We start from the raw sequence: 24,500 nt of genomic DNA on the forward strand, positions 1-24,500 counted from the left end.
TCGCAGCTCGGTCGGAGGTCGGAGTAAGCCGGAGGTTACGCCGACGTGACGCTGATCTCTAGATGGCGGCGCAAGGATTCTGCAAGTTGTTACATGAGTCCTTCCTGGCCGGGATCTCCCTGTTCTGCGGCGTTTTGGCTGGTCAGGGCGACCTGCCCGAAGGCCGCGACTCATTGTGGACCCTGGACCGCGCCTCGTCAGCTACCGTGCGGGCCACGATGGGGTTTGCCTCTTTTCAGTAATTTCCAGCAAGAGTTGCAAAGATCGGCTCCCTGCATCACCGCCGCCCGGACGGGAACCATCACGGCTGGGGACTGCCCGTGTGGGCAGGCGCCGCTCGCCGAGGGGGGCGAAGAGCCTGAGTTACATCATCCACCAGGGCGACGAGAAGGATCTGCCCGCCGCCACGGCCGCCGACGCCGACCTGAGCAAGGCCACGGCGCACTGGATCGACCGCGACACGGTGGCCTGGCGGGCCGACCCGTCGCTGCGGCACTTCCTGGCCTTCAGCCCCGCCGGTGACCTCGCCTGCGACGGCCGCGACCTGACCGGCGACCCGCGGCTCATCCGGCTGGCGCCCGGCGCGCTGAGCGAGGAGCAGCGGCGCGGGTGGCCGCACCTGGCCGCGTACCAGGCGCTGAAGGTGGACCCGCGCGACGCCGGCCTCGTCCGCGAGGCGCTGCGCGGCCAGGTCGTGGCCGTCGAGCGGGACGCGGCTGGCACGCTGCTGGCCGCGACCGGCGTGCAGATCCCCGGTGTGCTGGACGACCTGTACGCCAAGGCCGCCACCGCCACGCTGGGCCCGTCCGGGCAGAGCGTTCCCAGGCTGGCGCTGTGGGCGCCGACCGCGCGGAAGGTCGAGCTGGCCCTGTACGGCTCCGGCGGCCGGACCGTGCACCGGATGCGGCGCGACGACGAGAGCGGCGTGTGGTCGGTGCGCGGGCTGCCGTCCTGGCTCGGCCGCGAGTACACCTACCTGGTCACCGTCTACTCCCCCACGGCCGGCGCGGTCGTCACGAACGAGGTGACCGACCCCTACAGCCTGGACGTCACCGCCGACGGCGGGCGCAGCAGGCTCGTCAGCCTCGACGCCGCCGCGCACCGGCCGCCCGGCTGGGACCTGCTGGTCAAGCCCGCCGCCGTGCCGCAGGACCGGGCCGCCGTCTACGAGCTGCACGTGCGCGACTTCTCCGCCTCCGACGCCACCGTCCCGGCCGGGCTGCGCGGCACGTACGCGGCCTTCCAGCACGACGGCGCCGGCCTGCGGGAGCTGCGGGCGCTGGCCGCCGACGGGCTGACGCACGTGCACCTGCTGCCCGCGTTCGACTTCGCCACGGTGCCCGAGCGGGCCGCCGACCGGACGGAGCCGTCCTGCGACCTGGCGGCGCTGCCGCCCGACTCCGAGCAGCAGCAGGAGTGCGTGGCGCGCACGGCCGCGAAGGACTCCTTCAACTGGGGGTACGACCCGCTGCACTACACGGTGCCCGAGGGCTCGTACGCGACCCGTCCCGACGAGCGGATCAAGGAGTTCCGCGGCATGGTCGCCGGGCTCAACCGGGCGGGGCTGCGGGTGGTCATGGACGTCGTCTACAACCACACGCACTCCACCGGCGTGCTCGGCCCGATCGTGCCCGGCTACTACCACCGGCTCCTCGACGACGGCGCCGTGGCCACCTCCACCTGCTGCGCCAACACCGCGCCCGAGCACCTGATGATGGGCAAGCTGGTGGTCGACTCGATCGTCACATGGGCGAAGCAGTACAAGATCGACGGCTTCCGCTTCGACCTCATGGGCCACCACCCGAAGGCGAACCTGCTCGCCGTCCGCCGCGCGCTCGACGAGCTGACCCCGGCCCGCGACGGCGTGGACGGCAAGTCGATCATCCTGTACGGCGAGGGCTGGAACTTCGGCGAGGTGGCCGACGGCGCCCGCTTCGAGCAGGCCACGCAGGCGAACCTGGCCGGCACCGGCATCGGCACGTTCACCGACCGGCTGCGTGACGCGGTGCGCGGCGGCAGCCCGTTCGACGCCGACCCGCGCGTGCAGGGCTTCGGCTCCGGGCTGGCCGGCGCGCCGAACGGCTCCCCCGCCAACGGCACGGCCGAGGAGCAGCGCGCCCGCCTGGCCCGCTACGCCGATCTGATCAGGGTCGGCCTGACCGGGAACCTGCGCGACTACGTGCTGCCGTCCGGCCAGAAGGGCTCGGAGATCGACTACAACGGCTCGCCCGCCGGGTACACGGCCGCGCCGGGCGAGGCGGTCACGTACGTGGACGCGCACGACAACGAGACGCTGTTCGACGCGCTGGCCTACAAGCTGCCGCAGGACACGCCGATGGCGGACCGGGTCCGCATGCAGGCGCTGTCGCTGGCGACGGCGGTGCTGGCGCAGGGGACGACGTTCGTGCACGCGGGCACGGAACGGCTGCGCTCCAAGTCGCTCGACCGCAACTCCTACGACTCGGGCGACTGGTTCAACCGGCTGCTGTGGGACTGCGCGCAGGGCAACGGCTTCGGCGCGGGCCTGCCGCCCCGGGCCGGCAACGAGCCCAAGTGGCCCTACGCCCGCCCGCTGCTCGCCGACCCGGCGCTCAAGCCGGGCTGCGCCGACATCCGCGCCGCCCGCGCCCGGTACGGCGAGCTGCTGCGGATCAGGGCGTCGTCGCCGGCGTTCGCGCTGGGGTCGCTGGAGGAGGTGCAGCGGCGGCTGTCGTTCCCCGGCTCGGCGGAGGGCGTGATCGCCATGCACGTGGACACCGAGGGGCTCGACCCGCGCTGGAGGTCCGTCACCGTCGTCTTCAACGCGACCCCGTCACAGCACCCGCAGGCGATGCCGGCGCTGGCGGGGCAGCGGGTGACGCTGCACCCCGTACAGGCCGGCTCGGACGACCCCGTCGTCCGCACCTCGTCCTTCGACCCGGCCACCGGCACCCTGACCGTCCCCGCCCGCACCGTCGCGGTCTTCGTACGCGAGTGAGGTGTTCTGCTTGCGCGTGTGAGTGTGACGCGGGCGGGTAGAGGGAACGTTCATCAGGAACACCCCTAGAGGGAACGTTCATGAAGAACACCCCGCATCACTGGCATTGAGCCGCACTCCGGCGCAGACTGGATGAACGGCGCTGGAGCGACGGCGATCGCGTGGAGCAGTGGAGCACCCGTGGACAATCACCTTGATCACATGCCGGTTCTTTCCCGCGGCAGGCATCGCAACCCGAAGCGGGGCGCCTGCTTCATGGAGCTGGCCTCCTACCTGGCCGGAGAACGCTGGAGCGACCACCCGGCCTGCACCCACCCGCTGCTGGCCGCACTCGCCCGCCTGGTGAACGACAACACCAGCGACGAGAGCCGGGCCAGACTCGTCCGGCTGGTGCCCTCCATCATCGGCCTGTCCAGCGACGACCTGCGCGTGGACGCGCACATCGCGCTCCGCTGCGCCACCACCGCCCTGCCGGTGGCGGCGGCCGAGCGCCAGCTCGCCCTCGCCGTGTCCGTCCTCGCCGCCGAGGAGATGCTCGCCCGCCTCGACGGCGCGCCGTCGGGACGGCTCAGCGAGCGCAGCCGCCGCGCGATGGAGGAGGTGCCGCACGCGGCCGAGCAGGCCAGGCGCTTCAGCCGGGCCGCCCGGATCACCGAGAAGGGCTTCCGCCGGTACGCGGCGCCCAACGCGGTGCAGCTCGCGGTGGTGGGGATCGTGCAGGCGTGCATCTCCGACCCGGACGCGTTGCTGCGCGGGCTGCTGGAGGAGACCATCGAGGAGTGCTCGGCGCTGATCCGCGACGGCCGGTCCGCCGAAGCGCCCGCCGTCGAGGCTCCCGTCCACGCCTGAGCCCGGTTCGTGGTTCCCTGCGGCGCCGTTGCGGCGGCGCCGCGGCGCTGTCGGCCACCCCTCGGTCGGCAGCGCGCTCATACCCTCGCGCACTGATGGCAAGTATGCGATTACCCTGCGAGACGCCTCCCAGCTCAGGCAAGCCTTCCCTTCGTTGCGAACCCCTGTTCGGATATGTCAAATTTGAAGGGAGACATCCGATATGTGGAGGTTTTGATGACCATCGAGCTTGTCCGCCCGGAATCCCCCGAACACCACCACAGCCACCGCGACGTGACCGGCGGCTGGCTGCGCCCCGCGGTGTTCGGCGCGATGGACGGACTGGTCTCCAACTTCGCGCTGATCGCCGGGGTGGTGGGCGCGGCGGGCGCCGGGCAGGGCGCGGTGCTGGCCGGTTTCGCGGGTTTGATCGCCGGTGCCTGCTCCATGGCCGCCGGCGAGTACACCTCCGTGAAGTCGCAGACCGAGCTGATGCGCGCGGAGATCGCCGTGGAGCGGCGGGAGCTGGCCCGCAACCCCGAGGGTGAGCGGGCCGAGCTGGCCGCGTTGTACCGGTCGCGGGGGCTGGACCCCGATCTGGCCGACCGGGTGGCCACCGGGCTGTCGGCCGATCCCGAGCAGGCGTTGCGGGTGCACGTGCGCGAGGAGCTGGGGGTGGACGTGGACGATCTGCCCTCCCCCTACGTGGCCGCCGCGTCGTCGTTCGGCGCGTTCTCGGCCGGGGCGCTGGTGCCGCTGGTGCCGTTCCTGTTCGGGGCGTCCGGGCTGCTGGTGGCGCTGGTGCTGAGCGTGGTGGCGTTGTTCGGGTTCGGGGCCGCCGTGGCGGTGATGACGGCCCGGCCGTGGTGGCTGGGCGGGTTGCGTCAGCTCGCGCTGGGCGTGGGCGCGGCCACCGTCACGTACGGGCTGGGCCACCTGCTGGGCGTCACCGTGTCCTAGGGGCGGGTGGAGGTGGCGAGTTTGACGCCGAGGCCGATGAGGGCGGCGCCCGTCACGCCGTCCACCGTCCGCCGGACCGCGGGCCTGGCGAACACCTTGCGGAGGGTGCTCACGACGTTCGCCACCACCAGGAACCACGCGATCGTCCCGGCCAGTGCCACCCCGGACAGCGCCATCACCGACACCCCCGAGCCGAGGAACTGCGGCACGAGCGCCACGAAGAACAGCGCCGCCTTGGGGTTGAGCACGTTCGTCAGGAGGCCCTCGGTGAAGGCCGCCCAGGAGCCGCGCCCGCCCGGGTCGGGCACGTCGAGCTTGAGCGCGCCGCCGCCGCGCCAGGCGGCGTGCAGCGACCTGATGCCGAGGTAGAGCAGATAGGCGGCGCCCACCACCTTGACCACGGTGAACGCCACGGCGGAGGCGGCCAGCAGCGCCGCCACGCCGGTGGCCGCGGCCACCACCCAGGCGAACACGCCCACCGCGATGCCGGCCGCGGCGGCCATGCCGTGCGTGCGGCCGGAGACGGCCGAGCGGCGGACCACCACCGCGAAGTCGGGGCCGGGCGACATCGCGCCGAGCAGGACAACTCCACCGAAAGCCGCAATCTGCGCCATAGACGTCATGGCGTCCACCTTACGAGCACCCGCCCCTCCGGTATCAACGCGGACCGCTCCCACGTCCACGTCGGCACCGTGACCACCTCGGCGGCCCTGTTGAGCGGGATGGGCGTGTCGAGCAGGGCGGAGTGCGGCGAGAGGGGAAGGCCGCCGCGCGGGATGACGACGCTTTCGAGCGGCGTGCGCTGAGCGGGACCGTCGGGCTCGTCGCGGTCGCTGCGCACCCAGGTGGCCTGGCCGGAGAAGGAGGTGAACGCCAGCGCGCCGTGCGGGGCGGCGCTGGAGTGGCGCAGCGTGCCCGCGGGCAGCCAGCCGTGCTGCCCCGGCAGGTACGTGATGCCCGACACGTGCAGTTCGCCCCGCAGCACGACGAACTCCTCGCCGGCCAGGTAGTGGCCGCGCTCGGGCCGAACCCAGCCGGGCGGGAAGCGGACGAGCGTGGCCGAGCCGCCCAGCCTCGCCAGCCGCACCGGCAGGTTGGAGCCGGGGACCAGGAAGAGATCGCCGGGCAGCTCGGCGTCGTCGAGCAGATCGATGAGCACGTGTCGTCAGCGCCTGCGGCGCCGCCTCTTGAAGATGGTCCGCAGCGTCAGCAGCAGCACGACCGCGACGATCTGGCCGCCGATGACGATGCGGTTGACGTCGACGGCGGGCCGCCACAGGGCGTCGCCGTCCTTGAGCACGTACACGCCCGCCGGCGTCGCGCTGAAGCCGAAGCCGCCGCCGCTGCCCCCTCCCTCCTCGCCCTTCTCGTCCTTGCCCTGGCCCTGGCCTCCGCCGCCTCCCTGGGCGACCCTGGCGACGGGGATGACGACGACGTCGCCGTGCTGGATCGGCTCGCCGAAGACGCGCTTGACCGTCGCGGCGTCCTTCGACTGTTCCACCAGTTCCATGATGTCCATCCCCCCATCGTCACCCCAGGACGCCGCCGCGTCGAACCCGTCAGTCGAAGGTCGTCGAGATCTCGTGCCAGCCGCCGGGCGGGATCTTCTCCGCCGGCTCAGGGCCCCACGAGCCCTTCTCGTACGGCAGCGGCTTGTCCTGCGCGTCGAGCACCGGCTGCACGATCCGCCACGACTCCTCCACCAGGTCGAACCGGGCGAACCTTCGCGGGTCGCCGCTGACCGCGTCGGTGAGGATGCGCTCGTAGGCGGCCTCCATCGGCCCGAGCACCTTGGTGAAGTCGACGCTGACCGGCACCGGCCGGGCGTGCTGCTTGCCCGGCTCCTTGGCCAGCAGGTCGAACGTCACCCCGGCGTCGGGCTGCAGCCGGAACCTGATCAGGTTGGGGCTCTCCGGCGCGCCGCCGTTGCCGAACATGGTCACCGGCGGCCGGCGCAGCTCGGCGACGACCTCCAGGTCGGTGGTCGGCAGGGCCTTGCCGGAGCGGATGCACCAGGGCACCCCGGCCCAGCGCCAGTTGTCGATGTAGGCGCGCAGCGCGACGAAGGTCTCGGTGGTGGAGCCGGGGCGCACGCCGTCGGTGCCGAGGTAGCCGTCGTACTGGCCGCGTACGACGTCCGCCGGGTTGAGCGCCTGCACCGCGCGCAGCACCCGCCACTTCTCGTCGAGCTGGGCCCGCGCGTCGGTGGACGGCGGCGGGTCCATCGCGAGGATGGCCAGGAGCTGCAGCAGGTGGTTCTGCACCACGTCGCGGACGGTGCCGTTGGCGTCGTAGAAGGCGCCCCGGTCGCGCACGTCGAAGTCTTCGGCCATGGTGATCTGCACGCTGCGGATGTGCGACCGGTTCCAGATGGGCTCCAGCAGCGTGTTGGCGAACCGGAACACCATGAGGTCCTCGACCGGCTCCTTGCCCAGGAAGTGGTCGACGCGCCGCAGATGGTCTTCGTCGAAGTGGCGCAGCAGGTCGTCGTTGAGCTCGCGTGCCGAGGCGAGGTCGTGCCCGAAGGGCTTCTCCACCACCAGCCGCGCGTCGCGGTTGAGGCCGACGGCGGCCAGCCCCTCGGCGACCGGGGAGAACAGCGCCGGCGGCACGGCCAGGTAGTGCACGAGGAAGCCCTTGCCCTCGGCCTCCTCGCGCAGCCGCTCGAACGTGCCGGGGTCGCCGTAGTCGCCCGCCACCAGCCGCAGGTTCCCTGCCAGCTTGTCGAAGGCGGCGTCGTGCACGCCGCCGCACGCCTCGCGGGCGTGCTCGATCAGCCCGTCGAGGTCCAGGTCGGTCTTGGCCACGCCGATGACCGGCAGGTCGAGCCGGCCGTCGGCGGTCAGGTGGTAGAGCGCGGGCAGCAGCATCTTGCGCGCGAGGTCGCCCGTGACGCCGAACAGGACGAGCGCGCCGGCTCGCGCCATCTCAGACGCGCCTTCCGCGCAGCTCCCGGTACTTGCGGATCAGCCGCTCCGTGGATGGGTCGGGGAACGTGGCGGGCGGTTCGTCGGAGGTCAGCGCGGGCGCCAGGTCGAGCGCCATCTTCTTGCCCAGCTCGACGCCCCACTGGTCGAAGGAGTCGACGCCCCAGACGGTGCCCTCGACGAACACGATGTGCTCGTAGAGCGCGACGAGCTGCCCCAGCGTGGACGGGGTGAGCTTGGGCGCCAGGATGGTGGAGGTGGGGCGGTTGCCCGGCATCACCTTGTGCGGCACGATCTCGGCCGCGGTGCCCTCGGCGGCGATCTCCTCGGCGGTCTTGCCGAACGCCAGCGCCGTCGTCTGGGCGAAGAGGTTGGCCATGAGCTGGTCGTGCATGCCCTCGCGGTCTTCGTACGGCTCGGCGAAGCCGATGAAGTCGGCCGGGACGAGCCGGGTGCCCTGGTGCAGGAGCTGGTAGAAGGCGTGCTGGCCGTTGGTGCCCGGCTCGCCCCAGAAGATCTCGCCGGTCTTGACCGCGACGGGGCTGCCGTCGGCGCGCACCGACTTGCCGTTGGACTCCATCGTGAGCTGCTGCAGATAGGCGGGGAAGCGGTGCAGCCGCTGGCTGTAGGGCAGCACGGCGCGGGTCTCGGCGTCGAAGAAGTCGGTGTACCAGATGCCGAGCAGGGCCATCAGCACCGGCATGTTGGCCTCGAACGGGGCCGTGCGGAAGTGCTCGTCGATGGTGTGGAAGCCGGCCAGCATCTCGCGGAACCGCTCGGGCCCGATGGCGATCATCAGGGACAGGCCGATGGCGCCGTCGTAGGAGTAGCGGCCGCCCACCCAGTCCCAGAAGCCGAACATGTTGGCGGTGTCGATGCCGAACTCCGCGACCTTGGCGGCGTTGGTGGAGACGGCCACGAAGTGGTGGGAGACGGCGTCCTCGCCGAGCGCGTCGACCAGCCAGCGGCGCGCGACCCTGGCGTTGGTGAGCGTCTCCAGCGTGGTGAAGGTCTTGGAGCTGACCACGAAGAGCGTGGTGGCGGGGTCGAGGCCGGCGAGGTTGCCGGTGATGTCGGCCGGGTCGATGTTGGAGACGAACCTGGCGGTGATGCCGGCGTCGGCGTAGTCGCGCAACGCCTCGTACGCCATGGCGGGCCCGAGGTCGGAGCCGCCGATGCCGATGTTGACGACGGTCTCGATGGGCTTGCCGGTGGCGCCCTTCCACTCCTTCGACCTGACCCGGTCGGAGAAGGCGCTCATCCTGTCGAGCACCTCGTGCACGTCGGACACCACGTCCTGCCCGTCCACGACGAGCTTGGCGTCACGGGGCATGCGCAGCGCGACGTGCAGGACCGCACGGTCCTCGCTGACGTTGATGTGCTCGCCGGAGAACATGGCCGCCACCCGCTCGCGCAGCCCGGCCCGCTCGGCCAGAGCGGTGAGCAGGCCGATGGTCTCCTGCGTGGCGCGGTGCTTGGCGTAGTCGAGGTAGAGGTCGCCCGCCGTCACGGTCATCCGCTCGGCCCGGCCCGGGTCCTCCGCGAACAGCTCACGCAGATGCCTGCCCGCCAGCTCCTCGTGGTGCTTACCCAGGGACGCCCATTCCTGGGTCTGGGTGATGTCGCCGTTCACGCGTTTCCTCCTCGCGTCGCCAAACCGATCATGCCTGGTTCCATCGTCCCGTAACTGCCTACCCCCCGCCGTTGATTCCGCGCATGGCGGAGCGGTGTTTTATCAGCTCAGTGGGATTCGCGGCCCACCCGGTCGCCGCTCGATCCGATCAGGAAATCGAGGTCCGCGCCGCGGTCGGCCTGAGTGACGTGCTCGACGTAGAGGCGCTCCCAGCCGCGCGCGGGCCTGGCGTACCCGTTCGTGACGGGCTCGCGCGCGTTCAGCTCGGCGTCGGGGACGTCCACGTCGAGGCGGCGGGCGGCCACGTCGAGCACGATGGGGTCGCCGGTGCGCACCCTGGCCAGCGGCCCGCCGACCGCCGCCTCGGGCGCGGTGTGCAGGACGACCGTGCCGTACGCGGTGCCGCTCATGCGGGCGTCGCTGATGCGCACCATGTCACGCACGCCCTTCTCCAGCAGCTTGGCGGGCAGCGGCAGGTTGCCGACCTCCGGCATGCCCGGGTACCCCTTGGGGCCGCAGCCGCGCAGCACCAGCACCGAGGTCTCGTCCACGTCGAGGTCGGGCGAGTCGAGCCGGGCGTGCACGTCCTCGACGCTGTCGAAGACGACGGCGCGGCCCCGGTGGCGCAGCAGTTCGGGCGAGGCGGCGGCGGGCTTGATCACCGCGCCGGAGGGCGCGAGGTTGCCGCGCAGCACGGCGATGCCGGCATCGGGCAGCAGCGGGCTGGAGCGGCGCCTGATGACGTCCTCGTCCCAGATCTCGGCCCCGTCGAGGTGCTCGGCGAGCGGCCTGCCCGTGACGGTGATCGCGCCGGGGTCGAGCAGGTCCTCCACCTCCTTCAGCACGGCGGCCAGGCCGCCGGCCCTGAACAGGTCGTCCATGAGATGCCGCCCGGCCGGCTGCAGGTCCACCAGCAGGGGGACGCCGGAGCCGGTGCGGTCGAAGTCGTCCAGGCTCAGCTCGACGCCGAGCCGCCCGGCGATGGCCAGCAGGTGGACGACGGCGTTGGTGGAGCCGCCGACGGCGGCCAGGGTGACGATGGCGTTGAGGAAGGAGCCCCTGGTCATGACCTGGCTGGGACGGCGGTCGTGCAGGACCAGCTCGACGGCCAGGCGGCCGGTCTCGTGGGAGCGTTCGAGCAGGCGGCTGTCGGGGGCGGGGGTGCCCGCGGTGCCGGGCAGCGTCATGCCGAGCGCCTCCGCCATGAACGCCATCGTGGAGGCGGTGCCCATCGTGTTGCAGTGGCCGCGGCTGCGGATCATGGACGACTCCGAGCGCAGGAACGCCTCCCGCGACAGGGTGCCCGCGCGCACCTCCTCGCTGAGCCGCCACACGTCGGTGCCGCAGCCGAGCGGCGCGCCGCGGAAGTGGCCGGTCAGCATCGGGCCGCCGGGCACCACCACGGCGGGCAGGTCCACGGAGGCGGCGGCCATGAGCAGCGACGGGATCGTCTTGTCGCAGCCGCCGAGCAGCACCACCCCGTCGATGGGGTTGGCGCGCAGCATCTCCTCGGTGGCCATGGCGGCCAGGTTGCGCCACAGCATGGCGGTGGGGCGCACGTTCGTCTCGCCGAGGGAGACGACGGGCAGGTTGAGCGGCACTCCCCCGGCCTCCCACACGCCGTGCACGACGCTCTGGGCCACCTCGTTCAGGTGGGAGTTGCAGGGGGTGAGGTCGGAGGCGGTGTTGGCGATGGCGATGTGCGGCTTGCCGCCCTCGAACGCCTCGGAGGGCAGGCCGCGGCGCATCCAGGCCCGGTGGATGTAGGAGTTCCGGTCGTTTCCCGAATACCAGCGCGAGCTCCTGAACTCCATGTTCGGCACTTTAACGGTATATGTCAGTCCCGGGGAATGGGCATCCGCTCGGCGCCGAGGCGCCTGAGGCACGCGCTGACCGGGAAGATGCGCCCGGGGTCGCTGACCATCCAGCTCAGCCGTCCGGGATGCGCCGCGTCGTAGGCCACCAGCCAGGTCCGGAACCCGGGCGTGTCGAAGTCGAGCCCGACCTCCCACACGGCCGGCGGCACCCGCCTCGTCGTCCCCGCCGGTACCAGCCTGATGACCTGGTCGAACGTCCGGTCGAGATCGACGAGGACGCTGACGACCCCGCTCAGCTGCTCTGGCGGGGAGGCGCACAGGTTCTTGAGGAAGCGGGCGGTGCGCTCGTGACTGGTGAGACGGTTCAGGTGCGCCAGCACCTCGTCCCGGTCGAAGGCGCCCCGCGACAGGTGCCTGCGCATGTCGCGGCGCTCGGCGAGCACGCGCAGGGCGGCCGAGCCGTATCTCACCGCGCAGGCCACGCCCAGGACCCAGCCGAGGATCGGCAGCTTCCGGTCCGTTTCCGCCTCGCCCTCGATCCCGGGCAGGTCCAGCATGGAGACGCCGGCGAAGATCAGGACGACGAACAGGGGGAAGGTGCCCTTCAGCGGTCTGCCTTCCCTGATCAGCAGTTGAAGCTGCTCGTAGCGCTGGCGCAGCCCCTGGCGCACCAGCCTCGTGTGCGCCTCCCTGAGCACTCGGATCTGGGGCAGGACGACATCGTGCCAGGCGCGCTGCTCAGGAAACATGATCACGTCCATCACCCGCGCGAACGGCCACGTCACGATGGTCGCTCCGACCAGGCCGCCCAGGATGGTGACGGGATCGAGGGAGGCCAGGGCCACCACGGCGCGCCAGAGCCCCCCGGCCGCGACCACGGCCGCCAGGAAGGCGAGCAGGAACGTCGAGAAGGTCGACGGCCGGCCGAGGACGCCTGCCGAGGAGACCAGGAACCAGGCGACGGGCAGCAGGATCATGACGGACTCGAGCAGCGCCGCCACGAGATCTCCCGTGGCGGCCAGCTCGACGACCTGTACCAGGAAGACCACGAACAACACGGCGCCGAAGAGCTGCAACGCACGGATCACCGACCGGATGACCGCCGCGATCCCCGGGCGTGTCCTTCCCGTCAACGCGCGCTCCACGGCCCGGCGCGTTCGCATCGCTTTGGCGAGCGCGACGAGCCGCTGCGGGATCGTGAGCCTTTCGTAGACCTTCGCGCCGATGGCGAGCAGCTCGTACGGCCCGCCGCGGACCGCGCTGTCGGCCGCACCGGACCGGAGCACGGCCCACAGGGCGACGTCCACGTCCAGCAGCGGCAGGAGCGCCAGGGCGTAGCGCTGGTCGAGCCCGGCACCGCTGGCGAACGCGGCCACGACCATGCGGGCCGCGGCCTCGCGGATGGGGCTCAGCTCCGGCTCGTCCAGGGCGATGCCCGAGTCGAGGATCACGTGGAGTACACCGAGGGCCACCGGCGGCCAGGCGAAGGTGCGTCCGCGCGGCGGGAACGGCTCCTTGGGCCCGCGGGCCAGGTGCGCGCGGTAGTCGTCGGCGGAGCCCGCCGTCTCGACGACGTCCTGCAACAGGGTCGTGGCCGCCGAGATGACGTCCCGCCGGAGAGGGTCGGCGGGGTCGTCACCCGCGCGCCGCAGCACGGCGGTCAGCGCCCCCAGATGGCGGCCGTCCTGGAACAGCCGCCGGGCGTCGGTCACCCGGCCCGAGCGAATGAGGCCTCCCGTGACGAAGTAGTCCTCCACAATCTTGCTGACGTATTCGATCCGGTCATGGCGCCACCGGACGAGGTTCGCCTTGACGAGCTCGTTCAGCGGCGAGTCCGCGGCGGGAGCGGCCACGGAGGCCGGTGGGTACGGGTATGCCGCGTCCTGTCCGGCACGCAGCACGGCCTCCCGCCGGGCGCTGTCCAGGTGACCGAGCCGTTGCAGCACGGCCGCCTCCACGAGCGCGTCCCGGCGGAGCTCGCCGTCGGTGCCGCCCCTCTCTCGCAGGTGCAGCAGCAGGAGGTTGAGCAGGAGCGGCACGGTCACGACCGGCCGCAGCCCGTCGTCGGCGTTCATGTTCCTGAGCAGCCCGCGCATCCCCTCGTGGCCCAGCTCCCTGGCGAAGGCGACCTGGCGGGCGAGCGTCAGGGGTGACAGCGCCAGGACGGGCCAGCCCAGCCGGCGGGCGACCAGCCGATCCCTGGCGGCCACGACGACGCGGAACGTCTCCGAGCCGTCCTTCAGCCGGTTGATGGCCTGAAGCCACCGTTGCGCCGTGTCCTCCTTGGTGGCCGACTGCGTGGCGGACACGAAGTCGTCGAAGCCGTCGAACAGGAAGGCCCAGATGACGGAGCCGTAGCCGCCGGAGAAGATCCGGTCCAGCCGCCTGAGCATCTCGGGATCGTTCCCGCCCAGCTGGGTGCGAATGTGGTCGCGCAGCAGTTCCTCGTCCGACCGCTGGTCTCCCTCCTGCCTGGACGGCATCGCCTCCAGATCCACGTAGACGGCCACCAGGGAGGGCCGTCGCCGCCGCCGGGCGTGGGCGGCCAGGTCCCTGGCGAGCCTGCGCAGGACCACCGACTTGCCGGAGCCGGACTCGCCGTACAGCACGCAGGGCTTTCTCCTGGCGCTCCGGAGCCAGCGGGTCAGCTCCGCGACGGCCTCCCTGTCGCGCGGGCGCGGATACCGGCCGTAGGAGGGGCGGCGCAGATCCAGCGGCACGTACGAATCAGGCGTCAGCCGATCGGGCGGAAAGAGCCAGACCTCCTCCTCGACGCGGCCCGCCAGCGCGTGCACGTCGTCGGCCTCGCGGCCGACGCCCGCCGTCCTGACCCTGATGACGCCCCGCACGACGAACACGACCCCGACGACCGCGAGGTAGGCGGGCCAGTGCTCCCAGCGAGGCGGCAGTCCCAGCGTGAGCTGCCGGGCCACGCCACCCGACACCATGGCCAGCCCGGCCACGAGCTCGATGCCGCCGGTGACCCGCCGGAACAGGGCGTGCTCCTGGCGGGAGAAGAGCGCGATCTCGAACACCAGCGTGAGGATGCCCGCGACGCCTCCGGCGATCGCCACCAGTCCTTCCGGCACTTCGAGGAGTTGCGCGTCCAGTGGCATGGCCCCTCCCGTCCATGAAAAGTGTCACCAATGGGGGCGAACACGTCGAGAGAAGGTTCAGGTGTCTCTGCGGAGGAAGGGGCAGGGGCATGGATCGTATTGACGCGTACTGGCGGGCGGCCAACTACCTGTCCGTCGGGCAGATCTACCTGCTGGACAACCCCCTGCTCACCGAGCCGCTGCGCCCCGAGCACATCAAGCCGCGCCTGCTCGGCCACTGGGGGACGACGCCGGGCCTGAACTTCTGCTTCGCGCACCTCAACCGGGTGATCCGCGAACGCGACCAGGACATGATCTACATCGCGGGCCCCGGCCACGGCGGCCCGGCGGCGGTGGCCCACGCGTGGCTCGAAGGGTCGTACTCCGAGCGGTATCCGGACGTGTCGCAGGACGTGGAGGGCATGCGGCGGCTGTTCCGCCAGTTCTCCTTCCCCGGCGGCATCCCGAGCCACGTCGCGCCGGAGACGCCGGGCTCCATTCACGAGGGCGGCGAGCTGGGGTACGCGCTGGCGCACGCGTACGGCGCCGCGTTCGACAACCCCGATCTGGTCGTGGCGTGCGTCATCGGCGACGGCGAGGCGGAGACCGGCCCGCTGGCCGCGAGCTGGCACTCCAACAAGTTCCTGGACCGCCGCCGCGACGGGATGGTGCTGCCCATCCTGCACCTGAACGGCTACAAGATCGCCAACCCGACGGTGCTGGCGCGGATCCCCGAGCGGGAGCTGCTCAAGCTCATGGAGGGGTACGGCTACCGTCCCCACCTGGTGGGCGCCGACCACGGGGAGATGGCGGGCGCGCTGGACACCGCGTTCGAGGAGATGGCGGCGTACAAGGCGGGCGACGCCGACCGGCTGCCGATGATCATCCTGCGCACGCCGAAGGGGTGGACAGGGCCGAAGGAGGTGGACGGCAAGCCGGTCGAGGGCACGTGGCGCGCGCACCAGGTGCCGCTGGCCAAGGTCAGGGAGAACGCGGGCCACCTGGCCATGCTGGAGGAGTGGATGCGCTCGTACCGGCCGGAGGAGCTGTTCGGCTCGGACGGCAAGCCGGTCGAGGACGTCCTGGCGACCGTGCCGCGCGGCGAGCGGAGGATGAGCGCGAACCCGCACACCAACGGCGGCGAGCTGCTGGAGCCGCTGCGGCTGCCCGACTTCCGCAGGCTCGCGGTGGAGGTCAAGGCGCCCGCGGAGCAGGCGAGCGAGCCGACGCGGGTGCTGGGCGGCTTCCTGCGGGACGTGATCGCCGCCAACCCGAGCACGTTCCGGCTGATGGGGCCGGACGAGACGGCCTCGAACCGGCTGTCGGACGTGTTCGAGGTGACCGACAGGGCCTGGGACGCCGAGACGCTGCCGACGGACGAGAACCTGGGCGCGGGCGGCCGGGTCATGGAGGTGCTGAGCGAGCACCTGTGCCAGGGCTGGCTGGAGGGTTACCTGCTGACCGGGCGGCACGGGCTGTTCAACTGCTACGAGGCGTTCATCCACATCGTGGACGCCATGTTCAACCAGCACGCCAAGTGGCTGGAGTCGTCGCAGAAGATCTCGTGGCGGCGGCCGGTGGCGTCGCTGACGTACCTGCTGTCGTCGCACGTGTGGCGGCAGGACCACAACGGGTTCAGCCACCAGGACCCGGGCTTCCTCGACGTGGTGGTCAACAAGAAGGCCTCGGTGGTGCGGGTCTACCTGCCGCCGGACGCGAACACGCTGCTGTCGGTGGGCGACCACTGCCTGCGCTCCCGCGACTACGTGAACGTGATCGTGGCCGGCAAGCAGCCGGTGCTCGACCTGTTCACGATGGAGGAGGCCATCGCGCACAACACGCGCGGCCTGGGCATCCTGCCGTGGGCCTCCACCGACGAGGGCAGCGAGCCGGACGTGGTGCTGGCCTGCGCGGGCGACGTGCCGACCCTGGAGACGCTGGCCGCCGCCGCGCTGCTGCGCGAGCACCTGCCCGAGCTGAAGGTCCGGCTGGTGAACGTGGTCGACCTGATGCGGCTGCAACCGCCGTCGGAGCATCCGCACGGCATGCCGGACGCCGAGTTCGACACGCTGTTCACCGTCGACAAGCCGATCGTCTTCAACTTCCACGGCTACCCGTCGCTGATCCACCAGCTCACCTACCGGCGGCACGGGCACGCCAACATCCACGTGCGCGGCTACAAGGAGGAGGGCACCACGACGACGCCGTTCGACATGTGCATGCTCAACGACATCGACCGCTTCCACCTGGTGATGGACGTCATCGACCGGGTTCCCGGGCTCGGCAGCAAGGCGGCGCACCTGCGCCAGCACATGAGCGACGAGCGGCTGCGGGCCCGCGCGTACACGCGGGACCACGGCGAGGACCCGGCCGACATCAGGTCGTGGACGTGGCCGCACCCCTCTTGAACACCGGTTAGCCGCGCGGTACGGCGGGGACCCAGAACTCCACCGTCGTGCCCGCGCCGGGCGGCCCGTCGATGGTCCACCAGCCGCCGGCCGCCTCCGCCCGCTCCCGCATCTCGGCCAGCCCGTAGTGCATCGCCTCGCCGTCCTTGGCGGCCAGGCCCGTGCCGTCGTCGCGGACGCGGACGTGCACGCCCCGGTCGAGCGAGGCCAGCTCCACGACGACCCGGCTCGCCCCGGCGTGCTTGCGGACGTTGGTCAGCGCCTCCTGGCAGATGCGGTAGACGGTCACCGCCGCCTCATAGGGCGGCTCGGCGTCGAGGCGGCCGTTCAGCTCGAAGGCCAGGCCCTCGCCCGGCATCAGCTCCCGCAGGTAGTCGTTGAGCCCGGCCATCAGCCCGTCGGTCGGCGGGTGCAGCTCGAAGGCCAGTTCGCGCAGGCGGCGCACGGCGCCGTCCACGACGCCGCCGAGCGCCCGCACCATGCCGGCGTGCTCCTCGGGCAGCTCCTGGCCCCACAGGCGCAGCCGCATCCCGACGGTGACCATCGACTGGATGGTGTCGTCGTGCACGTCGGAGGCGATGCGCCGGCGCTCCCGCTCCTGCGCCTGGACGAGGCGGGCCAGCAGCATGCCGCGCTCGTCGAGGGCTCTGGCCATGCTGCGCCGCTCGGTCAGGTCGCAGGTCACCTTGCCGTATCCGCGCAGGCCGCCGCTCTCGTCGTACAGGGCGGTGAGGGTCACGCTGGCCCAGAAGCGGGTGCCGTCCTTGCGCACCCGCCAGCCCTCCTCCTCCCACCGGCCGTCGGCGGCGGCCGCCCGCAGGCCGGCGGCGGGGGTGCCCTGCTCGATCGCCTCGGGCGGGTAGAAAACCGAGAAGTGGGTGCCGATGATCTCGTCGGCGGTGTATCCCTTGATGCGTTCGGCCCCGAGGTTCCAGCTCACGATCACGCCGCGGGGATCGAGCATGAAGATGGCGTAGTCGCGAATGCTCTGGACGAGCAGCCGCATATCGTCCCGCGAGGGATCGTGCTCGGGCATACCGCAGCCTTGCACGACATGAGCGCAGAGCCAAACCCGATCAACGCAGAGCCACCGTCGCGGGCCCTCTCACGCTTCGGACGGCCGCACCTGAATCGGGGCGAGCCGGGCGGCCAGCTCGCACCACACCACCTTGCCGTCCTGGCCGGGCGAGATGCCCCATCCGGTGGACAGCAGCCGGACGACGTGCAGCCCCCAGCCGTTCAGCGGCCCCGGCTCACGGGTCTCGGGCAGCGCGACACCGGTGTCGCCCACCTCGATCCGCACCTGCGACACGCTCGCCCTGACGCGTAACGCCGGCGAGCCGTCACCGTGGACGAGCGCGTTCGTCACCAACTCGGACACGACGAGCAGGACGTCCTCGTGACGCCCCTGGTAGTCGCACTCCTTCAGGACCGTTCCCGCCAGGCGGCGTGCCACCGTGATGCTGCCCATCTCCTCCGGCAACTTGGTGTCCACCTGGTAACGCTCGGCCTCCTCACCTTCCACGCATCTACTCTCGGGGAGCCGCGTGGCTGGTCACGAGACGCAAGCGCCTCAGGACACCTGATGCAGTTGTGGGACCCGGACTAGTACAAATGCGTCAATCCAACAAGCCGTCGCGGCGGGCGAGGGCCACCGCTTCCAGCTTCGAGCGGGCGCCCAGCTTCTCCAGCACGTGCTGGACGTGGTTGCGCGCCGTGTTCCTGGCCACGCCGAGCCGGTCGCTGATCTCGTACGTGCTGGCGCCCTCGGCCAGGAGCAGCAGCGTCTCGCGCTCGCGGGCGGTCAGTGCGGAGCCCACGTGACCAGCGCGGCCGGTCAGCCGGTCGAGCACGCCGGGCAGCAGGCCCGGCGCGAACACCACCCCGCCGGCGGCCACCTCCCGGACCGCCGACTCCAGCTCGCCCAGCCGCGACGACTTGACCACCAGCCCCGCTCCACCGGCCGCCACCACCCTGGCGGCCACGGACGCGGTCGCCTCGCCGGTCAGCACCAGCACCCGCGCCCTCGGCGCCACTGCCGCCAGCCGGCCGATCGCGGCCACGCCGTCGCCGTCGGGGAGCCTGCGGTCGAGCACGACGACGTCGGGCTGGCACCTGCCGGTGTCGGCCAGGGCTCCGGCGATGCTGCCGGACTGCGCGACCACCTCGATGTCGGGCGCCCTGCCCAGCGCCAGGCCGATGGCCTCCGCCACCATGGCGTGATCTTCCACGAGAACCAGCCGGATCGGAGCGGCGGTCGGCATGGTGCGTAGTCCCTGGGGGTCGCTGAGTCGGTGGCGGGTGCCTGTGCTGCCTCGCCGTGGTCCGGGCACCTAGAGCAGTCTTGCACGTGCGGCGCGTCTGCCGCAGGTCGCTGTCACACGCGCGGTGCTGGTGGGACCTCCTGCGCAAAAATGACCCGAAAGTGACGCAAACCCCAACGAGTCCCCTCGCTACGCTCAATTGACCCATAACTAACCGGCCCATGACGTTGGTAGGGTTGTCCGGAAATGTGCGGATCTGGACGGGTGGGTTAGGTGGAGGTCGAACAAACAGCACTGCCGGGAATCGGGCTACGACACGATTTCACCACCCGAAAAGGACAACGGGTTGGCGTCGTGTCCCACCGCACCGGCCGCCGGGACCTGGTCATCTACGACAAGGAAGACCCGGACGCCGTCTGCCAGACGGTCAAGCTCAACGACGAGGAGGCCGACGCCCTGGCCGAGCTGCTGGGCGCGCCACGGATCGTCGCCCGGCTCAACCAGCTACACCAGCAGGTGGAAGGCCTGGTCAGCGTGCAGCTCCCGATCCCGGACGGCTCCCCCTACGCGGGCCGCCCGATGGGGGACGCGCGCGTGCGGACGCGTACCAGCGCCTCCATCGTCGCGGTGGTGCGCGGCGGGCAGGTCTTCGCCAGCCCCGGGCCGGAGTTCCCCTTCGCCGCCGGTGACGTCGTGGTCGTCGTGGGCAGCGAGGAGAGCACCGCAGAGGTCGCCGACATCCTGGCGAACGGGTAGCCGCGGGTGCACCATACCGCGATCGTCTTCCTTGAGTTCGGTGCTGTCCTCCTCGGCCTGGGGATCCTGGGCGCGCTGGCGTTGCGCGCGGGCATCTCGCCCATCCCGCTCTACCTGATAGCCGGTCTCGCCTTCGGCGTCGGCGGCGTGCTGCCGCTGGCCACGAGCACGGACTTCCTCGAGATCGGCTCCGAGCTGGGCGTGGTCCTGCTGCTGCTCACGCTCGGCCTCGAATACAACGCGGACGAGCTGGTCACGAGCCTGACGGGCAACGCCCGCGCCGGCATCGTGGACCTCGTGCTCAACGCCGCCCCCGGCGCCATCTGCGCGCTCCTGCTCGGCTGGGGGCCCGTCGCGGCCGTGGCGATGGCCGGCGTCACCTACGCCACCTCCTCGGGCATCACCGCCAAGGTGCTGTCCGACCTGGGGTGGCTCGGTAACCGTGAGACGCCCACGGTGCTGTCGCTGCTGGTGTTCGAGGACCTGACGATGGCCGTCTACCTGCCGGTCCTCACCACTCTGCTGGCCGGGCTCAGCTTCGTGCAGGGCGCGATCTCCGTGGGCATCGCGCTGCTCACGGTGAGCGTGGTGCTGGTCGTGGCGCTGCGGTTCGGACGCCTCATCGAGGCGTTCGTCTCCAGCCCCAACTCCGAGGTGCTGCTGCTCAAGGTGGTCGGGCTCGCGCTGCTGGTCGCCGGCCTCGCGCAGCAGCTCCAGGTGTCGGCGGCGGTGGGCGCGTTCCTGGTGGGCATCGCACTGTCGGGCCAGCTCGCCGAGGACGCGCACGCGCTGCTGGCGCCGCTGCGCGACCTGTTCGCGGCCGTCTTCTTCGTCTTCTTCGGCCTGCAGACCGACCCGAAGGCGATCCTGCCGGTGGCCGGCCTCGCCGCGCTGCTCGCCCTGGTCAGCATGGTCACCAAGCTGCTGACCGGCATGTACGCGGCCAGACGCGCGGGCATCGCCAAAGCCGGCCAGGCGCGAGCCGGCATCGCGCTCATCCCGCGCGGCGAGTTCAACATCGTCATCGCCGGCCTGGCCGTCGGCGCGGGCGTGCACCCCGACCTGGGCGCGCTGGCCGCCGCGTACGTGCTCATCCTGGCCGCGTTCGGCCCCCTGGCGGCCAAGCTGGTGCAGCCGTTCATCACCGCCATCGCCAAGCGCGCCTGAGCGTGATCCGCTAGTTTGTTCGCATGGCAGAGCGCAGGCACGGCGCCCCGGCGCCGCCCACCGAGACGACGATCAGGTCCGCCGACTGGGACGGCCGCGAGATCTCCGGCGAGATCCATCACAGGGTGCTGTTCCAGGACGTGGACATGACCGAGCTGGTCGACCACGGCTCGTCGTTCGAGGAGTGCCAGTTCAGGAACGTGCGGTTCAACGTGTCCACGCACACCGACGCGCGCTTCCTGAACTGCGTGTTCTCGCGCTGCTCGCTCTTCGACGCGACGTTCGAGAGCTGCAAGCTGACGGGCAGCGTGTTCGAGGGCTGCACGTTCGGGCTGCTCAAGGTGGAGGGTGGCGACTGGTCCTACGTCGGGCTGGCCGGCGCCGACCTGCGCGGCAGCGCCTTTCGCGGCGTACGGCTGCGCGAGGCCGACCTCTCCGGGGTCCGGCTGGAGGGGGCCGAGCTGCGGCGGGCCGATCTTTCCGGGGCGTGGCTGCGCGAGGCCGATCTGACCCGGTGTGACCTGCGCGGCAGCGATCTGAGCACGCTGGATCCGCGTGAGGTGACGCTCGCGGGGGCGATCATCGACCCGTTCCAGGCGACGGTGGTGGCGGGCGCGCTGGGCTTCGACGTACGGGACTGACGACCGCGGCGGTGCGTGCCGTGCAGGAGGATGTCCGTGTGCCGAACGCCGAACTCACCGCCGCCGAACAGGCCGTGGCCACCGCCATCCGCCGCGGCCAGGACGTGGACCTGCGCTCGGGCGACCCCGCCCACGACTCCCCGGCCAACGCCGCCGCCTGGGGCGCCGGACGCGCCGTCCGGGCGGAGGTGCTGGCGGAGCTGCTGCTCGGCGAGTACACCGGCCCGGCGGACAAACCGGCCCTGCGCCTGTCGGGGGCGCGCGTCACCGGCCTGTTACACCTGGCGTTCAGCGAGGTGGACCTGCCGGTCACCTTCCGCGACTGCGTCTTCGACGAGACCCCCGACCTGTACCAGGCCCGCACCCGATTCCTCAGCTTCGCCGGCTGCGCCCTGCCCGGCCTGATCGCCTCCAACCTCCAGGTCGAGGGCGACCTGCGGCTGACCGGCTGCCACGTCACCGGCGAGCTGCGCCTGCGCAGCGCCCGCATCAGCAGCAACTTCTCGCTGAACGGCGCCCACCTGGAGCCCGCCGCCGGCGCAGCGCTCAACGCCGAGCACCTCGACGTCGGCAGCAACCTGCTGGCCCGCGACGGGTTCCGCTGCGACGGCGAGATGATCCTCACCGCCGCCAGGATCGGCGCGGCGGTCAACCTCGAAGGCGCCCGGCTCAGCGCCCCCGGCGGGCTGGCGCTCGGCGGCTCGAACCTGGTCGTCCAGGTGGGCCTGTTCGCGCGGGCGATGACCGTCGAGGGCGAGGTGTCGTTCCGCTTCGCCCGCGTCTGCGGCCCGCTCACCCTGCGCGGCTCCGTGCTGCGCAACCCGGGCGGGCTCGCCCTGCACGGCGGCGGCCTGAACGCCGAGGCCGGCCTGCACCTGTCACGCGTCGAGACCGAGGGCACCGTCTGGCTGGAGGGCGCCGCCGTCGGCCGCGCGCTCACCCTGGACGGCGCGCGCCTGCGCGCCCCCGGCGGCGTGGCCCTGCGCGGCGACCGCCTGACATTGGACGGCGCGCTGCTGGCCCGCGAGGGGATGTCGGCCGAGGGCGAGATCAGCCTGACCGACGCCTCCATCTCCGGCCCCGCCCACTTCAAGGGCGCCACGCTGGTCAACCCGGGCGGCGCCGCCCTGTCGGCGAACGGCATCACGGTCGGCAAGGTGCTCAACCTCTGCGAGGGCTTCTCGGCCCAGGGCCGGATCCGGCTCACGTACGCGCAGATCGGCAGCCGCCTGTGCTTCGACGACGCCACCCTGGAGGCGCCCGGCGGCAAGGCACTCACCTGCCGCCGCCTGGAGGTGCGCGAGCTGGCCATGCGCACGGCCGAGCCGGTGCGGGGCGCGGTGGACCTGCGGCACGCCAGGATCGGCGTGCTCCAGGACGACGCCGCCGTGTGGCCGGACGAGCTGTGCATGGACGGGCTGTCGTACGAGGTGCTGGAGCCCATGCTGCCCGCCGCCGAACGGCTCGCCTGGCTGCGCCGCGACCCAGAAGGGTACCTGCCGAACGCCTACGAGCAGCTCGCCGCCATGTACCGGCGGCTCGGCAGCGAGGCCGACGCCCGCGCCACCCTCCTCGCCGGGCAACAACAACGCCGCGGCACCCTGCCCGGATACGCCCGCTTCTGGGGCCACCTCCAGGACGCCACCGTCGGCTACGGCTTCCGCCCGCTGCGGGCGGCGGCCTGGCTGGTGGCGCTCCTGGCGGTGGGCACCGTGGTGTTCCAGCTCGTCCAGCCGCCGGCGCTGAAACGCGGGGAGGCGCCGGATTTCAACGCGTTCATGTACAGCCTCGACCTGCTGCTGCCGATCATCGACTTCGGGCAGGAGAAGGCGTTCAACCCGGGTGGGGGGACGCAGTGGCTGGCGTACGGGCTGATCGCGGCGGGCTGGGTGCTGGCCACGACGATCGCCGCAGGGCTCACCCGGACGCTGCGCCGTGCCTGAGCGGCATCGCTCAGAGCAGGAGGTTGACGACGATCGTCAGGACCACCGACAGGACCACCGACACGAGAATCATCACCAGGCAGCCCATCCAGCCGCCCAGCGGTCTGACCTCCCAGTTTCCCCGCCTCATGCCGGTCCGCTACCCCGCCGCACGCCCTTCAAGCAGGGCGGTCAGGCGCTGACGGCGCGCAGGGCGCCCGGGTGGCGGCCGGTGAGGCGGTCGAGGGCGGTGGCCGTGGCGGCGTCGGCGGGCAGGTAGACGAGGATCCGCTGGTCGTCAGTCAGCAGGTCGAGCGGTTCGCGGGCCAGCCGCAGCTCACCGGCCCCCGGGTGCGCCATCCGCTGGACGGGCGCCAGGCGCGGCGGCCCCGCCGTGCGGGCCATGCGCTCGGTGAACGCCTCGCCCGCCGCGAACGACAGCATGTCGATCAGCTCGCCCGCCCACGAGTCGTCGGGCCCCGCCTCGTACTTCAGGGCGGCGGCCTGTTCGTCGGCCACCTTGTCCCAGTCGGGGAAGGCGATCCTGGCCCGCACGTCGGTGAAGACGTACCGGGTCAGGTTGGGCGGGTCGTCGTCGAGCAGGCCGATGGGGGCGAAGAGGCGCTCGAAGCCGGTGGTGCGGGCGATCACCTCGCCGAGCCGGTTGAGCAGCGCGGCGGGCGCGGGCTCCAGGCGTTCCAGCAGGGCGCGCACGCTGGGCCGGACGGCGCGGGCGGGCGCCTGGGAGGCGGCAGGGCAGAGCGCGATGCCGCCGCTGGTGACCTTGGCGAGGTGGCGCAGGTGCATGCGTTCGTCGGGGGTCATGCGCAGGGCGTCGGCCAGCGACACGAGCACCTGCACGGACGGGTTGCGGTCGCGGCCCTGCTCCAGCCTGGTCAGGTACTCGACGCTCACCCCCGCCACCGTGGCCAGCTCCGACCTGCGCAGCCCCGGCGTGCGGCGCCGGCCGCCCGGGGGCAGGCCGACGTCGGCGGGCTTGAGTGCCTCGCGGCGCAGGCGCAGGTAGGCGCCCAGCTCGTTCTCGCTCACGGCTCCGATTTTACGGATCCCGCTCCCGCTTAGCGTGGCCCTCCCGGGGCCAGTC

General features: G+C 71.9%; 19 protein-coding genes. 8 read left to right on the plus strand and 11 right to left on the minus strand.

Features of this window, described 5'->3' with window-relative positions:
- Positions 1-322 precede the first annotated feature (322 nt).
- The 3 genes from pulA (at position 323) to ABD331_RS31115 (ending at position 4,765) form a co-directional block, all read left to right on the plus strand.
- The gene (gene pulA / locus ABD331_RS31105; RefSeq protein WP_344482273.1) at positions 323-2,977 is read left to right on the plus strand and encodes a pullulanase-type alpha-1,6-glucosidase; all 2,655 of its coding nucleotides are present in this window, start codon (positions 323-325) and stop codon (positions 2,975-2,977) included.
- 201 nt (positions 2,978-3,178) lie between these two features.
- Complete coding sequence (locus ABD331_RS31110) at positions 3,179-3,826, plus strand: hypothetical protein (RefSeq protein WP_344482276.1); 648 nt, start codon at positions 3,179-3,181, stop codon at positions 3,824-3,826.
- A gap of 216 nt (positions 3,827-4,042) precedes the next feature.
- The gene (locus ABD331_RS31115; RefSeq protein WP_344482279.1) at positions 4,043-4,765 is read left to right on the plus strand and encodes a VIT1/CCC1 transporter family protein; all 723 of its coding nucleotides are present in this window, start codon (positions 4,043-4,045) and stop codon (positions 4,763-4,765) included.
- Here ABD331_RS31115 and ABD331_RS31120 read toward each other — a convergent pair.
- From ABD331_RS31120 to ABD331_RS31150, 7 genes are all read right to left on the minus strand, one after another.
- Entirely contained in the window at positions 4,762-5,388 is a 627-nt protein-coding gene (locus ABD331_RS31120; protein WP_344482282.1) for a LysE family translocator, read from the minus strand. The genes ABD331_RS31115 and ABD331_RS31120 overlap by 4 nt on opposite strands.
- On the minus strand, positions 5,385-5,924 hold the full coding sequence (locus ABD331_RS31125) for a cupin domain-containing protein (protein ID WP_344482285.1): 540 nt from the start codon (positions 5,922-5,924) through the stop codon (positions 5,385-5,387). The genes ABD331_RS31120 and ABD331_RS31125 overlap by 4 nt, the downstream gene beginning before the upstream one ends.
- Before the next feature lie 6 nt (positions 5,925-5,930).
- The gene (locus ABD331_RS31130) at positions 5,931-6,284 is read right to left on the minus strand and encodes a spore germination protein GerW family protein (RefSeq protein ID WP_344482288.1); all 354 of its coding nucleotides are present in this window, start codon (positions 6,282-6,284) and stop codon (positions 5,931-5,933) included.
- A gap of 40 nt (positions 6,285-6,324) precedes the next feature.
- Positions 6,325-7,692, minus strand: a complete 1,368-nt coding sequence (gene zwf, locus ABD331_RS31135) for a glucose-6-phosphate dehydrogenase (protein ID WP_344482291.1) — start codon at positions 7,690-7,692, stop codon at positions 6,325-6,327.
- Between the two features lies 1 nt (position 7,693).
- On the minus strand, positions 7,694-9,325 hold the full coding sequence (pgi, locus tag ABD331_RS31140; protein WP_344482294.1) for a glucose-6-phosphate isomerase: 1,632 nt from the start codon (positions 9,323-9,325) through the stop codon (positions 7,694-7,696).
- Between the two features lie 107 nt (positions 9,326-9,432).
- Positions 9,433-11,139 (minus strand): IlvD/Edd family dehydratase, encoded by a 1,707-nt coding sequence (locus ABD331_RS31145; protein WP_344482297.1) that lies wholly within the window; start codon positions 11,137-11,139, stop codon positions 9,433-9,435.
- Positions 11,140-11,162: 23 nt separating this feature from the next.
- Positions 11,163-14,258 (minus strand): NACHT domain-containing protein, encoded by a 3,096-nt coding sequence (locus ABD331_RS31150; RefSeq protein WP_344482300.1) that lies wholly within the window; start codon positions 14,256-14,258, stop codon positions 11,163-11,165.
- Between the two features lie 89 nt (positions 14,259-14,347).
- Between ABD331_RS31150 and ABD331_RS31155 the strand changes: the two genes are divergently transcribed.
- The gene (locus ABD331_RS31155) at positions 14,348-16,645 is read left to right on the plus strand and encodes a phosphoketolase family protein (RefSeq protein ID WP_344482303.1); all 2,298 of its coding nucleotides are present in this window, start codon (positions 14,348-14,350) and stop codon (positions 16,643-16,645) included.
- Positions 16,646-16,652: 7 nt separating this feature from the next.
- Here ABD331_RS31155 and ABD331_RS31160 read toward each other — a convergent pair whose 3' ends face one another.
- The 3 genes from ABD331_RS31160 to ABD331_RS31170 all read right to left on the minus strand — a co-directional run bounded on the left by ABD331_RS31160 (position 16,653) and on the right by ABD331_RS31170 (position 18,909).
- On the minus strand, positions 16,653-17,681 hold the full coding sequence (locus ABD331_RS31160; protein WP_344482306.1) for a PAS domain-containing sensor histidine kinase: 1,029 nt from the start codon (positions 17,679-17,681) through the stop codon (positions 16,653-16,655).
- A gap of 69 nt (positions 17,682-17,750) precedes the next feature.
- Complete coding sequence (locus ABD331_RS31165; protein ID WP_344482309.1) at positions 17,751-18,170, minus strand: ATP-binding protein; 420 nt, start codon at positions 18,168-18,170, stop codon at positions 17,751-17,753.
- 94 nt (positions 18,171-18,264) lie between these two features.
- A complete protein-coding gene (locus ABD331_RS31170) occupies positions 18,265-18,909 on the minus strand; it encodes a response regulator transcription factor (protein WP_148435837.1) in 645 nt (214 codons plus the stop codon).
- Positions 18,910-19,182: 273 nt separating this feature from the next.
- Between ABD331_RS31170 and ABD331_RS31175 the strand changes: the two genes are divergently transcribed.
- From ABD331_RS31175 to ABD331_RS31190, 4 genes are read left to right on the plus strand one after another with little or no spacing between them, the layout of a single operon-like run.
- Positions 19,183-19,665, plus strand: a complete 483-nt coding sequence (locus tag ABD331_RS31175; protein WP_344482316.1) for a cation:proton antiporter regulatory subunit — start codon at positions 19,183-19,185, stop codon at positions 19,663-19,665.
- Between the two features lie 6 nt (positions 19,666-19,671).
- Entirely contained in the window at positions 19,672-20,832 is a 1,161-nt protein-coding gene (locus ABD331_RS31180) for a cation:proton antiporter (RefSeq protein ID WP_344482319.1), read from the plus strand.
- 23 nt (positions 20,833-20,855) lie between these two features.
- A complete protein-coding gene (locus ABD331_RS31185; protein WP_344482322.1) occupies positions 20,856-21,473 on the plus strand; it encodes a pentapeptide repeat-containing protein in 618 nt (205 codons plus the stop codon).
- Positions 21,474-21,511: 38 nt separating this feature from the next.
- A complete protein-coding gene (locus ABD331_RS31190) occupies positions 21,512-23,416 on the plus strand; it encodes a hypothetical protein (protein ID WP_344482325.1) in 1,905 nt (634 codons plus the stop codon).
- Between the two features lie 171 nt (positions 23,417-23,587).
- Here ABD331_RS31190 and ABD331_RS31195 read toward each other — a convergent pair whose 3' ends face one another.
- Complete coding sequence (locus ABD331_RS31195) at positions 23,588-24,445, minus strand: helix-turn-helix domain-containing protein (RefSeq protein WP_344482328.1); 858 nt, start codon at positions 24,443-24,445, stop codon at positions 23,588-23,590.
- Positions 24,446-24,500: the final 55 nt, after the last annotated feature.

Origin of the sequence: Nonomuraea monospora (assembly GCF_039531895.1) — a bacterium.
GTDB classification, from domain to species: domain Bacteria; phylum Actinomycetota; class Actinomycetes; order Streptosporangiales; family Streptosporangiaceae; genus Nonomuraea; species Nonomuraea monospora.